This window comes from Clostridium nitrophenolicum (assembly GCF_055391695.1).
In genome coordinates this window covers 765,736-781,657 of record NZ_AP042469.1, presented here as the reverse complement: position 1 = coordinate 781,657, position 15,922 = coordinate 765,736, and the positions used below count along the sequence as shown (strand labels likewise).

The 15,922-nt window shown below is 31.8% G+C and carries 16 protein-coding genes; 2 read left to right on the top strand and 14 right to left on the bottom strand.

Translation table 11 applies throughout. From position 1 onward, the window contains the following. Positions 1-145: 145 nt before the first annotated feature. From ACZ5N4_RS03555 to ACZ5N4_RS03540, 4 genes are all read right to left on the bottom strand, one after another. Positions 146-637 (bottom strand): QueT transporter family protein, encoded by a 492-nt coding sequence (locus ACZ5N4_RS03555; protein WP_464207207.1) that lies wholly within the window; start codon positions 635-637, stop codon positions 146-148. A gap of 83 nt (positions 638-720) precedes the next feature. Further along, positions 721-1,395, bottom strand: a complete 675-nt coding sequence (queC, locus tag ACZ5N4_RS03550) for a 7-cyano-7-deazaguanine synthase QueC (protein ID WP_464207206.1) — start codon at positions 1,393-1,395, stop codon at positions 721-723. Then, the gene (locus tag ACZ5N4_RS03545) at positions 1,395-2,156 is read right to left on the bottom strand and encodes an acyl-CoA dehydratase activase (RefSeq protein WP_464207205.1); all 762 of its coding nucleotides are present in this window, start codon (positions 2,154-2,156) and stop codon (positions 1,395-1,397) included. Before ACZ5N4_RS03545 ends, queC begins: the two co-directional genes overlap by 1 nt. Positions 2,157-2,186: 30 nt before the next feature. Further along, positions 2,187-3,188 carry a 2-hydroxyacyl-CoA dehydratase family protein gene (locus tag ACZ5N4_RS03540; protein WP_464207203.1) on the bottom strand — a complete coding sequence of 334 codons (1,002 nt, stop codon included), beginning with the start codon at positions 3,186-3,188 and terminating at the stop codon, positions 2,187-2,189. A gap of 604 nt (positions 3,189-3,792) precedes the next feature. Here ACZ5N4_RS03540 and ACZ5N4_RS03535 point away from each other — a divergent pair. Together ACZ5N4_RS03535 and rbr are read left to right on the top strand one after the other, a co-directional pair. Further along, positions 3,793-4,248 carry a hypothetical protein gene (locus ACZ5N4_RS03535; RefSeq protein ID WP_464207202.1) on the top strand — a complete coding sequence of 152 codons (456 nt, stop codon included), beginning with the start codon at positions 3,793-3,795 and terminating at the stop codon, positions 4,246-4,248. Positions 4,249-4,490: 242 nt separating this feature from the next. Next, on the top strand, positions 4,491-5,075 hold the full coding sequence (gene rbr, locus ACZ5N4_RS03530; RefSeq protein WP_464207200.1) for a rubrerythrin: 585 nt from the start codon (positions 4,491-4,493) through the stop codon (positions 5,073-5,075). A 267-nt stretch (positions 5,076-5,342) separates the two neighbouring features. On the opposite strand, the gene ACZ5N4_RS03525 is transcribed toward rbr, so the two are convergent. From ACZ5N4_RS03525 to ACZ5N4_RS03480, 10 genes are all read right to left on the bottom strand, one after another. Then, positions 5,343-5,615, bottom strand: coding sequence for a hypothetical protein (locus tag ACZ5N4_RS03525; RefSeq protein WP_464207199.1), 273 nt, complete (start codon positions 5,613-5,615; stop codon positions 5,343-5,345). A 238-nt stretch (positions 5,616-5,853) separates the two neighbouring features. Then, on the bottom strand, positions 5,854-6,663 hold the full coding sequence (gene folP / locus ACZ5N4_RS03520) for a dihydropteroate synthase (protein ID WP_464210823.1): 810 nt from the start codon (positions 6,661-6,663) through the stop codon (positions 5,854-5,856). Positions 6,664-6,786: 123 nt separating this feature from the next. Then, complete coding sequence (locus ACZ5N4_RS03515; protein WP_464207198.1) at positions 6,787-7,545, bottom strand: aminotransferase class IV; 759 nt, start codon at positions 7,543-7,545, stop codon at positions 6,787-6,789. A gap of 73 nt (positions 7,546-7,618) precedes the next feature. Further along, a complete protein-coding gene (gene pabB / locus ACZ5N4_RS03510) occupies positions 7,619-8,968 on the bottom strand; it encodes an aminodeoxychorismate synthase component I (RefSeq protein WP_464207197.1) in 1,350 nt (449 codons plus the stop codon). Between the two features lie 65 nt (positions 8,969-9,033). Beyond that, complete coding sequence (locus ACZ5N4_RS03505) at positions 9,034-9,639, bottom strand: anthranilate synthase component II (protein WP_464207196.1); 606 nt, start codon at positions 9,637-9,639, stop codon at positions 9,034-9,036. A 290-nt stretch (positions 9,640-9,929) separates the two neighbouring features. Beyond that, positions 9,930-10,883, bottom strand: a complete 954-nt coding sequence (locus ACZ5N4_RS03500) for an ABC transporter ATP-binding protein (protein ID WP_464207195.1) — start codon at positions 10,881-10,883, stop codon at positions 9,930-9,932. Positions 10,884-10,885: 2 nt separating this feature from the next. Continuing rightward, complete coding sequence (locus ACZ5N4_RS03495; RefSeq protein ID WP_464207194.1) at positions 10,886-11,908, bottom strand: ABC transporter ATP-binding protein; 1,023 nt, start codon at positions 11,906-11,908, stop codon at positions 10,886-10,888. Positions 11,909-11,925: 17 nt separating this feature from the next. After that, positions 11,926-12,864 (bottom strand): ABC transporter permease, encoded by a 939-nt coding sequence (locus ACZ5N4_RS03490; protein WP_464207193.1) that lies wholly within the window; start codon positions 12,862-12,864, stop codon positions 11,926-11,928. A gap of 13 nt (positions 12,865-12,877) precedes the next feature. Further along, on the bottom strand, positions 12,878-13,810 hold the full coding sequence (locus tag ACZ5N4_RS03485) for an ABC transporter permease (protein ID WP_464207191.1): 933 nt from the start codon (positions 13,808-13,810) through the stop codon (positions 12,878-12,880). Between the two features lie 131 nt (positions 13,811-13,941). Then, positions 13,942-15,630, bottom strand: a complete 1,689-nt coding sequence (locus ACZ5N4_RS03480) for a peptide ABC transporter substrate-binding protein (RefSeq protein ID WP_464207189.1) — start codon at positions 15,628-15,630, stop codon at positions 13,942-13,944. Between the last annotated feature and the right edge of the window lie 292 nt (positions 15,631-15,922).

Sequence of the window (15,922 nt, the reverse complement as noted above, 5' to 3'; positions counted from 1 at the left end):
CCCGTCACCTACCTTGCATAGTATTTAAGTTAATTATATTCCAATTGGCGCCAGGTAGTAAACAAACATAAGAATAAATTCACTATCAAATAATTAAAGTCTGTAAACAACAAATCTTGTCTACAGACTTTAATTACCTATAATCTTATAAAATCTTTCTTAATTGTTTCATAAGTAATACTCCTACTATTGCAGGAATAATTTGTCCTATACATATGCTTATAGCTAGTATCTTATATGGCACATGTATTAAAAGTGACAGCCAAATTGGAACTACAAGTCCTGGTATAAAAACTATAGGAAGTGCTACAAACCAGTCATTTAGATTAAGTTTCTTAATTAAATAAGCAAGTCCTGATGCCATCATTCCAACTGCTGCTCCACCAACCATATCAAAAATTCCAAGTCCCCCCATTAGTGTGTTGCTAATAAGGTTTGCTATACCCATTGGTACAATTAAAAATGGAAATATTCCACCTAATGCATATAATGAAGTGGCAATTCTAATTTGATACTGTCCAAAGGCAAAACTTTGAGTTAAGCACATAACTATTACATACATTCCGATAACAAGTCCAGAAATAACTAATTTTTTTACAGATGATATATTTTTATCTTTAACAACATTAATTTGCATATTCTTTCTCCTTTTAATTACATAAAAACTAACTTTCAACCTAGAAACCTTATATAGGGTTTTTAACTGACCGTCTATCAACCCTATAGATTATATTCTACAGAATCTTTATATCCTGCTTCTTCAAAAGCCTTTAATCTTAACATGCAGCTATCGCAAGTTCCACAAGCTAAAGCTTCTCCCTTGTAGCAGGACCATGTTAAACTATAATCTACTCCAAGCTCCATACCGAGCTTTATTTCCTCAGCCTTTGTCATATTAAGAAAAGGGACATGTATTTTTATTTTTCTTCCCTGTTCTACCGCACAAACAGTTCCATGATTGATTGCATTTTCCATAGCATTTATAAATTCTTCTCTACAGTCTACATATCCGGAGTAGTCAACCTCACTTACACCTATAAATATATCCTGAGCACCTATAGCTTCTGCATAGGATGCAGCATAAGCTAAAAATATCATATTTCTTGCTGGAACATAGGTAACTGGTATGTCTTTACTATCCTCTTTTCCTTCAGGAACCTCTATATTTTTATCAGTTAAAGCAGAGCCTCCCCAAACATTCATGTTAGTAGTAACAATTACATGTTCTTTAACTCCTGCTTTTTCCGCTACATTTTTAGCACAATTAAGCTCTTTATCGTGCCTTTGCCCATAATCAAAGGATACCGCATAAACTTCAAAGCCTTCTTTTTTAGCTAAATAAACTGCCGTACTAGAATCCAAGCCTCCAGACAACAAAACTACTGCTTTTTTCATTACAATCCCATCCTTTCAGCATAATAACAACATCCTAAAGCTCCATTAAATTGAGCATCTTGTAAATTTATTATTTCAGTATAATCTTTTTGCAAATATGTTTTTAAAGCATTATTTCTTGCTACTCCACCTGATAAAACTAAAGTCTTACCATAAAACTTTTTAAGTAAAGGTTCTAATCTTTTATATAAAGAATAATTTACTCCTGCGCAGAGCCTATCCATACTAATTCCTTCAGCAATTTTTCCTATAAGCTCCGATTCCGAAAAAACTGCACAAGTTGAGTTCAGTTCTACTGGATTTTCATAGTATTCAAACATATCATCTAAGGGCATTTCAAGAACGTTTGCCATATTCTCTAAATATCTTCCACAGGACGCAGCACATTTTTCATTTAACTCTAAATCTGTTATGATTCCTTTTTCAACCTTAACTACCTTTACATCCTGTCCACCTACATCTAGAAGAATAAAATCTTTAAGCTCTGTTTGAAATAGTACTCCATAGACATGGGCTTTTATCTCATTTATGGGAGTAAAAAAACTTAAATCTGTATTATTTCTTCCATAACCTGTGGATACTGCTGAATCTATTTGTCCTACATCCAGTTTGTCAAGATTAACTATTATTTTTCCATCGAAACTGCAGTAATCTCTATAAAAAGACATAGTACTTATCTTAAACTTTTTTATTACTTTTTTATCATATAACAGTACAAGCTTTACTTCTCTACTTCCTAAATCTATACCAAGTCTTCTCACATCTTCACCTTCTTTATTATCTGCATTAAGCTATTTTTGAAATTTTTTCAGGTCTAATAACATATCTAAAAATGCCTCGAGCCTAAGCTTTGTTCTCGCATCCAAAAAATTCAACTTATCTCCTTCTATATTAAGTACAGGAATATCTAGCTGCTTTTTCATCACTATGTCTTCTATCTGTCTGTAGCAAAAAGCCTGAGTATAATGTATTATTCCATCTATTTTTCTTTCTTTTATTTGCTTTTTTATGTCCTTTAATCTAAATTTAATATCATAAGGGTAAGTATAATCATAATACTGTTCATATATATTTTCCGCTTTATCAGCTCTTGGGAAAGCAAATTCCCTTTGAACTTCATTGTATACAAAATGAGCATCAAAATTTTCAACATAATCATATATATCACAGGTCATTGGTGGAACACCTATATATCCAAGTCTTATTTTTTTATCAATAGGGCTTCTTTTTTCTATTTCTTCAATTTTTTCATAAAGCTCTTCCTCAAATTTATCTACATTGCTATTGAAATCACTGCAACTTACCTGATATAAGTGGTTTTCAAAACCAGACACCTTGTTATTAATAAAGGTAAGCTCATCTAACTTTCTTGCCTTAGCTCTTGCTTTATTTAACCTTTTTCTTACTTTCTCAACATCACTTAAATTTACATCAAACATATCCATGAAGTTATCTAGTAATCTTTTAACATCCTCTAGTTTACGTCCATGTGGATATGCAAAAGGATAAATTTTAACTCCCTGCATATCTAATACTTCCTCCAGCGCCTTTGTATTAGAGCAATCGCCTTCTGTAACTCCCACTAGTTCTTTTATTTCATGCTCAACACATACGCCATACATACCTTTTTTCCAAGCGCAGCAGCTTTTGGGGAATCCTTCCCTTTCAGCTATATCAATATACTTAGAGTAATCTTCTGATGTAACAAAAATATTATTAAGATCAATAACTTCATAGTCAGCAGCAATTAAGATTTCTATAGGTACTGTAGTCGTTACTCCAATCTTTTTCATAGTTCACCTCGTTGGGATATTGTTCATATTTAACCAATAAAAAAAGGGCTTAGCCTGCCCAAAAATACGAAATTAAACTAAAGAGACCAACAAAAAATAAAAAGAGGCACTCCGCCCCTCATATACAAACAATCTACTAGTCTTAATAGTCAATTCCATAGTTTTGTTTATAGACAGGATGGTTACGAACTGTCTTATTCGGTTTTATAAATCTTAGTATATTTTAATATACCTATATAAGTTTGTCAAATGGCTTCCCTTCCTTCTTTCAAAAGAATAAGCACAAGTATTTCTACTAGTGCCTTTGTGAAATATATATTTAATTATAAGGGGACAGCTATTTCCTCTAAGTCTTTATTAACTTAGGACAATTATTATTATAAATGGTAATTGTTACATTCTTGTGTCGTCTAAGTTAAATAACTATTTACTTTATTAACGTTTTGTAAAATAAATAACCATCTGAAGTTGATAAATACTTTTTCAGAGAGGCTGCTAATATATTTATATAGATTCTATCAAAAAAATTTTTATAAATCTGTAACATTTTTTATATCCATACATACTATAATACTGTGTGTAAGAATTTTATGGAGGTACATTAATGTACAGAAACGAAAATTTAGATTCTAATCAAAATCTTAATGAAGTAATTAATCCAAATCTTGATGAAACTCGTCGTCATCATCATCACCATCACCATCACGGTCACCATAAATATCATCACTCCGAAATGTGTTGTCCTATGATGTGCTGTTGTCCAATGATGTATGGTCAGCAAATGATGCCTCATCAGATGATACCATCACAGGTTTCCCCTGCTCAAATGATGCCTACTCAAACAATGCCATATAGCATGGATTATAAAGAAAAATGTAAATGTATGGATCATATGAAATATAGAGATGATGAGGATGATAACGCTGATGAGGATTTCAGACAATATCATCATCGCCCTTACCACCATCATTATTATCCATATTATCCTTATTATCCATATTATCCATATTATCCATATTATCCTTATTATCCATATCACCACTATCACCATCATCATTAATAAAAAATTCTATCTAGTATGCACTAGATTAACTAAACATAACTGCAGTTTAAGCTGCAGTTATAATTTTTTCACTATCTCTTTTGAAAATATTAAACACCTACGTCCATGCTAATGCTGTAGAAAGTATGTATATAATGTGCTTTTCAATGAGCTACTTTATTAATTTTCTCAAAACTGAAAGGGATAATAAGATATTTGTAGAATGTAGTAAATATACATTATTTTAAGGAGGGATTTTTATGAAATCATTGAAAGGTACAAAAACTGCTGAAAACTTAATGAAGGCATTTGCAGGAGAATCACAAGCAAGAAACAGATATTCCTATTACGCTTCTGTTGCAAAAAAAGAAGGATATATACAAATTTCTAATTTATTTATAGAAACAGCTGAAAATGAAAAAGAGCACGCAAAAAGATTTTTTAAATTTCTAAATGAAGACTTAAAAGGAGAAACAGTAGAAATAAATGCAACATTCCCTGTTTCTCTAGGAGACACTAAAACAAATCTTCTTGCAGCCGCAAATGGTGAGAATGAAGAATGGACAGACCTTTACCCTGAATTTGCAAAGACTGCTGAAGAAGAAGGTTTTCCAGCTGTAGCAGCGGTTTTTAATAAAATAGCTGAAGTAGAAAAGCACCACGAAGCGAGATATAGAAAGTTACTTGATAATTTAAATAATAATACGGCATTTACAAAAAATGAAACTGTTTTATGGAAATGTAATAACTGCGGATACATTCATAAAGGTGAAAGCGCTCCATTAGCATGTCCTGCTTGTGCACATCCACAAGGATATTTTGAAATGTTTGTAGAAAATTATTAAAAAATAATCTCAAAACATACTTCATACAATTTTGAAGAGTATAGCTCTCTACTCATTGGAAAATTAAAAATAAAAAGTCAGATAGTATATTATTCTATCTGACTATTTTACTTAATTACATAACACAATGTATAATATTTTATTATTTGGTTAAAATTCAAATAACAGTCTAATACTGTTATAATTATTTGACTCCCCATTTAAATATATCATATACAAAACAGCTCTTATAAGAGTTGTTTTGTTTTTTTATAAAAGCTTCATTACCTATTTAAGATTTTCAAGTTTTATTTTTAAACTGATAGCTTGTTTCGCCTCTTTTAGAGCACCATCAATTTCCGAAGTATATTTGTTTCTTTTTTCTCCACCTTCAATAATATTGCCTTCTAGACTTTCCAATATATTTATTTTCTCAAGCTCAACTTTATAAAAATTATATCTATCTAAGCAGTCATTTATTATTTTATTTTGAACTTCAATTAATTCATCAATAGCCTTTTTCCTAAGATCCTGCCCATTTATATCTTGAAGTATGTCCATACATCAATACCCCCTTTACCATTAAAAAAATAATTTTAGGTTATTATTTAATTTATTTATAATGTAGCTAATTTGTGATATTTATGTACTAATTTTCATAATAGAAATAGTTATCAATATTTTATATTCAAAATAGGCCTTGTTTATTCTTTTAATTTATAAGTATATAAATTAATTTTCAGTATTAAAATTTTATAATTTAAAAGGAGGGTGTCCCCTCCTTTTCTCAGTTTAAATACTACTTTCTTCTAACTATAGCATCAGTCATAACTGCAGCTCTCTTATTTTCTTTTATATCGTGTACTCTAACAAAATCATATCCTTTCATAATTCCTATAACAGTAGTGGCAACCGTACCTTCAACTCTTTCGTCCGATGGTAAGTTCAAAGCATTTCCAATCATCGATTTTCTGGAAGTTGCCAAAAGCACTGGATATCCCAATTTATTTAGCTCTTCTAAATTATCCATTACAATTAAATTTTCTTCATAATCCTTTGCAAATCCTATACCTGGATCTAATATTATATTTTCTGGCTTTACTCCAGCCTTTAACGCTATGTTTACACTTTCCTCCAAATCCTTTAAAACATCTTCCATAAGGTTACTATAATTCCTATTGTCTCTATTATGCATTAAGCAACATGGCACATTATACTTCGCAGCTACTTCTGCAATATATGGATCTTTCTTAAATCCCCAAACATCATTTATTAGTGCGGCTCCTTCTTTTATTGCCATCTCTGCAACTTTACCTTTATAGGTATCAATTGATATTGGTACATCTATTTCCTTAGATAATGCTCTAATTACAGGAATGACTCTTTCTAATTCCTCTTCTTCTGATACAGACTTATGATTAGGTCTTGTAGACTCTCCCCCTATATCTATTATATCTGCACCTTGAGCTACCATTTCCTTAGCGTGATTTATTGCTCTTTCTATATCGTTAAATCTTCCACCATCAGAAAATGAATCTGGGGTAACATTAAGTATCCCCATTATGTACGTTCTTTTACCAAGTTCAAAGTCTTTTTTTCCTATTCTCATTATTTTTGTCATAGCACTCCTGGCTAGCTTTGGCTTTATATATAGGGAAACAAACGATGTATAAATTAACTTACCGCCAAGTGACCCTATAATCCTCAACTAATACTCCAGATTTCCTCCTTATTAATATTTTTCTTTTATATAATTTTCATAATATTGTCTTATATTTTCTATAATAATATTATCTTGAAACTCCTTATTATACAAAGTTGATACCTTCATAATTCCCATAACGCTATTAGTTAAAAAAATACCATCAGAATTTATTAAATCTTCTTTTTGAAATTTTCCTTCTACTACTTCAAAATTGTTTATAATGAATTTTCTTACTGTTCCATTAAGCAATCCACAATCAACAGATGGCGTATATATTTTGTCGTTTTTAATAAAATATACATTTGAAATACTACCCTCTGTCAAATTATCTTCCGTATTTAAAAATAATACTTCGTTATAACCTTCATCAATGCATTTATCGTGTTCCAAAATATTTTCAAGGTAATTTAGTGATTTTAAATACGTCATTGTTGAATACTTATTCCTTCTTATAGAACTTATTTTTACACTAAAGCCTTTTTCATATTGTTCTTTTGAATAATTGTTTTTTCTATCAGTGAAAATAACATTTTTCTCTGTAGCCACTAATTTTAAAATACAATCTGTGCATTTTAGTTTATCTATCGCATCTATTACATCATCATCTTCTATATATCTGTTAATCCCTATAACTTTAAGATTATTATTTATTCTATTCAAATGCTCTTTAAGAAACACTGGCTTATTCTTAACTAATATAGTTTCAAAAAGTCCTCTTCCAAAATAAAAACCTTGATCTAAGAAAACTTTTTGTCCCTCTATCAGTTTTCCATTTAAAACTATCATAAGTATTATCACACCTTTTTATTTATACTAGAGCTACACAATTCTATAGCTTAACATCTTACAAAATTTTTTCTTATAACACTCTCATTAAAGCTTTAGCCTTATCTAGAGTTTCTTGATATTCCGCTTCTTTTAGAGACTCCCATGTAATTCCTCCGCCAACTCCAAGATAAGCTTTTTTGCCTTTCATAAGTATAGTTCTTATAACTATGTTGAAGTCAGCATTTCCGTCAAATCCGAAATACCCTATACATCCTGTATATATGTTTCTTCTTGTAGGCTCTAATTCTTCTATGACCTCCATAGCTCTAACTTTAGGTGCTCCAGTTATAGACCCTCCTGGAAAACAAGCTTTTAAACAATCTACTGCAGTATATTCATCTCTAAGTTCTCCTACTACAGTAGACACTAGATGGAATACTGTGCTGTATTCTTCTAATTTAAATAATTCCGTAACTTTTACGGAAAAAGGCTTACAAACTTTACTCAAATCATTTCTCTCTAGGTCTACAATCATCAATAACTCTGATTTATCCTTTTCACTATTTATAAGCTCCAGCTTATTTTTTAAATCTTCTTCACAATTTCTTCCTCTAGGCCTTGTACCCTTAATAGGTCTTGTCTCAACAATATTATTTTTTATCTCTAAGAATCTCTCTGGTGATGATGATACAATGCTGAAGTCCTCAATATTCATAAATGCTGCAAAAGGCGTCGGATTTATGTGTCTTAAATTTTTATAAACCTCATAAGGATCTTTTGTTGTATCACAACAGAATCTTTGAGTTAAATTAGTGATGTATATATCTCCAGTTTTTATGTATTGTCTAACCTTTTCTACAGTATCTATGTACTCATCTTTACCAAAGTTTGATGTAAATTCTGTATCGCTTTTATTTAATTCATCATATTTAACCCTATTCCCTTTTAATATTCTGTCTCTTATTTCCCCAACACTATTTTCACTTAACTTTAATATCCCTAAAGCAGTAATATAAGTTTTCTTTTCTAGATTGTCAACTATAATAGCATTATCATAGAAATAAAAATAGCAATCAGGTATTTTCACCTCTTCTAAAGCTATAATAGGAAGCTCCTCTATAGTTCTTCCTAAATCATATGAAAAGTATCCAATAGCTCCTGCTATATATGGAAGTTCCGTATTATTTTCTACTTTATATGTATTAATGAGCTTTTTAAGTTCTTTAAAAGGTTCTCCACTAACTCTTTTTCCATTTATAGTACATGTTTTTTCTTCATATTTAAATGTAGTGAAAGGATTTAAACCTACAAAGGAGTATCGTCCTAAATTTTCACATGTCATAGCACTATCTAAAATTGCAGCTGTTTTATCCTCTTTAAATAATGAATATATATCAAAAGCATCCAGCCCTGTTTTTATTTCTTCAACTAAAACCTGCATATAGCTATCCCCCAGTCCATTTATTTTTATTTAGGGTATTCTCAAAAAATATACTAGCATACTGACTAGCTGTTTTTTTGAAGATACCTAAACTTATTAAATTCTCTTGCTTCTTCTAGAAAACTTTTAAGCATTTGATGTCCGCACTCTGTAAGTTCTGCTTCAGGATGAAACTGTACACCTTCAACAAGGTATTCTTTATGTCTAATTCCCATTACCACTCCATCAGAAGTTTCGCAAGTTACTTCAAGGCATTCCGGTATGGTCTTTCTATCTATTATCAAGGAATGATATCTTGTGACTTTTACTGGGTTTTTAATTTTTTTAAATACTCCACTATTTTTATGATAAACTTCAAACACCTTTCCATGTACAGGTTCCTCACCTTTAACTATATTTGCATTAAAGGCGTATCCTATACTTTGATGTCCAAGACATATTCCTAGAATGGGAATCTTGCCACTAAATTTTTTAATTACCTCTACACAAATACCGGATTGTTCAGGTGACTTAGGACCTGGTGAAATTATAATTCCTTCTGGCTGTATTCCCTCTATATCTTCTAAAGTCAACTTATCATTTCTACAGATTTTAACGTCTTCTTTTAGTTCTTCTAAATATCTTACCAAGTTATACACAAATGAATCATAGTTGTCAATCATCAGAAACATGATTTTCCTCCTCGATATTAAATTATGCTATTTGTGAAAATGTTATCTATCTACATTATATCATTTTATTACAAATTATGTTATTGGAAATTTACACTCTTTTACTCACAATGATAATTGTATATTACATTTTACCAGCACTAATAACTTTTATACTGGAGGGATATTGTTATAAGTAAAATAGCATTAAAATGAGTAGCTTTATTTTAAAGCTACTCATTCTATAATTAAACTATATTTATTTTTAGAAAATAAGTTTCATGATAAATTTACCCATACTTTTTTAAATTCTAAAGCGAGTGACATGCTACAAAATGCCCCTTCTCTACTTCTTTGAATTCTGGAGTCTTTTCCATACACTCTGGTTTAGCATATGCACACCTAGCTGCAAATTTACAGCCTGGTTTTGTGTCTATTGGACTTGGAACTTCTCCTTCAAGCATTATTCTTCTTCTCCTTTTCTCAACTTCAGGATCTGGAATTGGAATTGATGAAAGTAGTGCTTTTGTATAAGGATGTACTGGATTATCATATAGCTCTTTACTAGAAGCTAATTCCACCATTGATCCCAAGTACATAACTCCAACTCTATCAGATATATGTTTAACCATAGAAAGATCATGTGCAATAAATAGATAGGTTAATCCTAATTCTCTTTGTAGTTTAATTAAAAGATTAACTACCTGGGCTTGTATTGAAACATCTAATGCTGATATAGGCTCGTCGCAAACAATAAATTTAGGTTCTATAGCAAGAGCTCTCGCTATACCTATCCTCTGTCTTTGTCCACCTGAAAATTCGTGTGGAAATCTAGATGCATGTTCTCTATTTAAACCAACTAATTCAAGAACTTCATATATTCTATCCATCCTTTTTTCGCCAGTATATAAATTATGTATGTCTATCCCTTCTCCAATTATATCTCCTACTGTCATTCTTGGATTTAAGGATGCATATGGATCTTGAAATATAATTTGAGCTTGTCTAGTAAACTTAATTCTATCTTTCTTATTTATTTTATGAATATTGACTCCTTCAAATAATACTTCACCATCAGTTGCAGAATAAAGACCTAGTACACTTCTTCCACAGGTTGTTTTTCCACAACCGGATTCACCAACAAGACCTAAGGTTTCTCCTTTTTTTATATTAAAGCTTACATCATCAACAGCTTTAAGTATTGAACCTCTCCCAACATTGAAATATTTTTTGAGGTTTCTTACCTCTATTAAATTCTCACTCATAACTATCTTGCACCTCCACTAAGCACTATTGGATTTTCAACCTGTGGGGCATCCGGATCCTTCAACCAGCAAAGTACTTCATGGGTCCCACTTAACCTTGTAGCCTCTGGCATTTCCTCTCTACATATAGGCATACAATATTTGCATCTTGACGCAAAGGGACATCCAATAGGCGGCTTTAGTAAATCAGGAGGTGTTCCCTGTATTGAATACAATTCTCCTTTATGCTTAGTATCAAGCCTAGGAACAGACTGCAGGAGAGCCCAAGTATACGGATGCTGTGAATTATAGAATATTTCATCAGTATTTCCTCTTTCTATTATCTTCCCTGCATACATTACCTGAATTCTATGAGCTATATCTGCCACTACACCTAAGTCATGAGTGATCATAACTACCGCAGTTCCCAGCCTTTCTTGAAGTTCTTTTATAAGATCTATTATTTGAGCTTGTATTGTAACATCAAGTGCTGTGGTGGGCTCATCTGCAATCAATATTTTAGGATTACAAGCAAGTGCAATAGCTATCATAACTCTCTGTCTCATGCCACCTGAAAATTCATGTGGGTATTGCTTTATTCTCTTTTCTGCATTAGGTATATTAACTAATTTAAGCATTTTTTCTGCTTCTTTTAAGGCCTCTGCTTTACCCATTCCTCTATGAATAATTAAACTTTCTGCAATTTGATCTCCAACCTTAGCTGTAGGATTTAATGAAGTCATAGGGTCCTGGAAAATCATACTTATTTCCTCTCCTCTAAGCTTCTTTAATTCCTTTTGAGGCATATCTAAAATATTTTTTCCATTGAATAATATTTCTGACCCCTTTTTTATTTCTCCTGGAGGAGTTTGTATTAATCTCATCAAAGATTTTGCTGTTACTGTTTTCCCACAACCTGATTCTCCAACTATAGCTAAAGTTTCTCCTTTACTTAGGTAAAAATCCACTCCTCTAACAGATTGGACTTCCCCTGCATAAGTATGATAAGATACTCTTAAATTTTTAACCTCTAAAACTTTTTCCATATCTTAGTCCTCCTCCATTATTGACGTAATCTTGGGTCTAGTGCATCTCTTAAACCATCACCTAAAAGGTTAAAGGAAAGCATAGTCAAACTTATAAATAGTGATGGAAAAAATAACTGTGTTGGGTAGAACATCAAATATTGTTGTGCAGTAGCAGCTATTGCTCCCCAGCTCGTATTTGGAGATTGTATTCCAAGTCCTATGAAGCTTAAAAAGGCCTCGCCAAATATAAATACAGGTACATCAAAAGTTATTGCAACAATCATAATTCCTATTGTATTTGGCAGTAAATGTTTAAGTATAATTCTCATCGGACTTGCACCAAGAGCTCTAGCAGCCAGTACATACTCTTGTTCCTTTATCTGCATAACTTGTCCTCTAATAAGTCTTGCCATGCCAACCCATCCTGTAATTGTCATAGCAATTATAATTGACACTATTCCCTTACCTAAGATAAGTGACATTAAAACTACTACTATTAAATATGGTATACTAATTAAAACCTCTACAATCCTCATCATAATATCATCTACTTTTCCACCAAAGTAACCGGCAATTCCACCGTATAGTACACCAACAACAGTATCAATAAGCGCACCTATTAATCCTATTATAAGAGATACTCTTCCACCAACACACACTCTCGCAAACATATCTCTTCCTAAATCATCTGTACCAAAATAATGTTTTCCACTTGGTCCTAAGTTTATGGATGAGGAATCATTAGCCATAAATTTGTAAGGAGTAAGATAAGGTCCTATAATACATAATAAAGTTATTATGGCTAATACTATTAATGAGGCTATAGCAACTTTATTTTGTTTTAACCTTCTCCATGCATCTTCCCAATATGATATATTAGGTCTTACTATTTCATTTCCAGTAAAATCGTTACAACCTATAATAGTGAATTTTTCTTTTTTTGATTTAATCTTATTTTCTGCTAATTCAGCCATTACACTATACCCCCTATCTCTTTGCGCCATCAAGTCTTATTCTTGGATCTATTAGAGCATAAAGAATGTCTACTACTAATAAAGCTACAACATATAAGGCAGCATAGAAGACCGTCATTCCCATAATCATAGAAAAGTCTCTGTTAGTAATACTTGTTACAAAATTTGAACCTAAACCTGGTATTGAAAAAATAGTTTCTATTACAAAAGAGCCTACCATTATGCCAGCTATCTGTGGTCCTAATATAGTTATAGCAGGAAGTATAGCATTTCTTACAATGTGTTTCCATACTAGATTGAATCCAGATACTCCTTTAGCCTTCGCCGTAAGTATATAATCCTGACCTATTACTTCCAAACAACTTGTCCTCATATATCTTGCATAAGTAGCAATTGATGCAAAGCTTAAGGCAAGTGCAGGAAGTACTGAATATTTAAAACTTCCCCAACCAGTTGTAGGGAATAAGGTTACTTTTACCGTTAAAGAATATTGAAGTAGAGCAGCCACCACGAAACTTGGTATGGATACTCCCAAAAGAGCTATAAATATGACAAGAAAATCCGGTTTTTTATTTCTATTGAATGCAGCAATAATTCCTAAAATTATACCTACAACAAAACCAAAGGCTATAGCTTGCAATCCTATTTGCGCTGTTACTGGTATTTGCTGCTTTATAGTATTTTTAACGTCTCTACCAGGATTAGTAAGAGATTCACCTAAATCTCCTTTAACTAGGTTTTTTAAGTAAATTACATATTGCTGTGAAACAGGTTTATCAAGTCCATATTTAGCATAATAATTAGCCTTTATTTCAGCAGGCAGATCTCTGGCAAGACCTGATAGCGGATCCCCTGGTATAGCATGCATTAGCCCAAAAGTTATAGTTATAATAACCCACAAAGTTACTATCATATACCCTATTCTTTTTAGAATAAATTTAAGCATGATGATTCCCCCAATCCAATTGCATATTAAGCATCAAAACAACTCTGTTGTTTTGAAAACAATTATTTGAATCTATCCCTATAAATACTACAGCAGAGTATTAAAATACACTGCTGTAGCTAAGAAAACCTTTACTTTGAATCTCTTCCTTCAGTATAAGCATATTTAAATTCTAGTGTTGATCCAAATAATGTGTCGCTCATTCCTTTAACATAAGTTCTTCTATAATTTGTCTTAATTCTATAATCTATTGGAGCTATAGGAAGATCATCATGTAATAGGATTTGTTCCGCTTCTTTAAACGCTTCAAATCTCACCTTTTGGTCCATAGTTTTTGATGCCTTATCTATTAATTCATCATACTTTGCATTTGACCAAGAAGTTCTATTCATATCCGAATTAGTTGTCCACATATCTAGCATTGTCATAGGATCATTATAATCTCCAGTCCAAGCCATTGCAGCCAATTGAAAGTTTTTCCCTTTTTTTGTCTTATCTTGGAATATCCCCCAATCCATGTAATCAATCTTAACCTTACATCCTAAAGCTTTCTGGAAGGCCTGTTGCCTGTACTCTTCCATTTGTCTTGCTCTTGCATCTGTCCCTGCAGCTGTTACAGTAACAGTTAAGTTTGCTGGGTCTGGATCCATACCTAATTCTTTTAGCCCTTCAACAAGTAATGCCTTAGGATCTTTTACTTCTTCTTTTAACTTCTTAAGAGGCTCTTCTGCAGCCTTAGTTCTAAAATCTTCTCCTCCAATTTGCATTCCTGGTGGAACCCATCCATAGAAGGCTTTTCTCGTAAGTGGATATAATGTCTTTTCAGCATCTTCTCTATCAAAAGCTAGTGTAAACGCCTTTCTTACCTTAGCATTTGAGAATAGCTTATCTTTAGTATTAAAGAACATATAATCTGATGATGGATCTACTCCTGCTACATGCTCAAATTTCTTAGTAGCTTCTAATTTATCTATCCATTCTTTCTTCTCAACATCCGCTGAATCTATGGATCCGTTGTATAGTTCATTCATTCTTGATTGAGTATCTTCTATAATTTTTAATGTAACCTTATTTAATTTAACTTTATCTTTATCCCAATAATTTGGATTCTTTTCTAACTCCATTTTATTTTTATGAACCCAGCTTTTAACTATAAATGGCCCTGAAGAAATTACCGTATCGGATTCCGAACCATATTTTTCTCCACTCTTCTCTACTATATCTTGTCTTTGAGGTGTAAATACTCTAAAGTAAGTTGTATTTAGGAAATAAGCACAAGGTTGAGCTAATTTTATTTCTAAAGTCTTATCATCCAAAGCCTTTATTCCTACATCCTCTGCACTACCTTTACCTTTGTTATATTCTTTCGCACCTTTTATAGTATATAACATATAAGAGTATTCTGATGCTGTAGCAGGATTCAATGTTCTTTTCATAGCATATTCATAATCCTTAGCTTTTACTTCTTGTCCATCGGACCACTTATTGCTTCTCAATTTAAAAGTCCAAGTCAATCCATCTTCTGAAGTTTTCCAGCTTTCAGCTCCTGCTGGCTTAACTGCATCTTTTCCATTTTCCTTTTCACATCTTGTTAAAGCCTCTTGAGTATCAGTTATTACTATGTTGCTGTACCTATCTGTAGATCTTGATGGGTCTATTGTTTTTGGCTCCATCTGTAAAACCAAATTCATATACTGTTCCTTATCCATCTTTCCACTTGTTCCACTGGTTGCTGTGCTTCCTCCTCCACAGCCTACAAACATAGTGGTGGAAACTATTACCGTTGTAAGCATTAACGTTAATAATTTTTTGCTTTTCATAAGACATCCCCCTTTTAATCGTCAAAATTTACTAAATTTAAAGATAATTCTTTATATAATATATCATTCTTTAAAACCTACATAACCATCTAAAAGTATGAGTGGATAGGTTGAAATATTCATTTTTGCAAACCATACTTTAGTACAATTATAATTTAACTTCAAAAAATAACTTATTTTTCCATTAAAATATCAAAAAATAAGTCATATAAATACAAAAACAAAAAATTTATCATGCAAAAAGAATTTTAATTTCTTTCACCTGTCTATTTTTTCACAATTACCCGTTTTT